Annotated in this window: 1 pseudogene; it reads right to left on the bottom strand. The window is 65.4% G+C overall.

Features of this window, described 5'->3' with window-relative positions:
* A pseudogene (locus EOA60_RS36405) lies at positions 1-570 on the bottom strand (DNA-directed RNA polymerase subunit beta); the annotation flags it as partial.

Below are 570 nucleotides of genomic sequence, written 5' to 3'. Positions count from 1 at the left end.
GCTTCGGCGGTCTCGAGCGTCGGCGGCTCGCCCGGACGCATGACGCGGTAGATGTCGAACAGCGCGTCCTGGCGGCTCTCGTTCTTGTCGACGGCGAGCGTGTTGCGAATGTAGGCGCCGACATTGACGTGGTCGATGTCGAGGATCTGGATCTCGTCCTCGCCGGTGCCGAGCAGCACCTTCAGCGTCTTCTCGTCGATCTCGTCGCCGGCCTCGAGGAAGATCTCGCCGGTGGCGTAGTTGACGATGTCCTCGGCCAGGTAGTTGCCGAGCAGGTCCTCGTCGGTCGCCTTGATCGCCTTGAGACCCTTTTCGCCGAGCTGGCGGGCCTGGCGGGCGGTGATCTTCTTGCCGGCCTCGACGACGATCTCGCCCGTGTCGGCGTCGACCAGGTCGCCGACAGCCTTGAGGCCGCGGAAGCGCTCGACATTGAACGGGATGCGCCAGTGGTCGCCGGCACGCTTGTAGGTGATCTTGTTGTAGAAGGTCGACAGGATCTCTTCGCCGTCCATGCCGAGCGCCATCAGCAGCGACGTCACCGGAATCTTGCGGCGGCGGTCGATGCGGGCG

It is taken from the genome of Mesorhizobium sp. M1A.F.Ca.IN.020.06.1.1, from assembly GCF_004023265.1.
Lineage (GTDB): Bacteria > Pseudomonadota > Alphaproteobacteria > Rhizobiales > Rhizobiaceae > Mesorhizobium.
The sequence above is the reverse complement of the archived record's forward strand: the minus strand, read 5'-3'. Positions and strand labels throughout refer to the sequence as shown.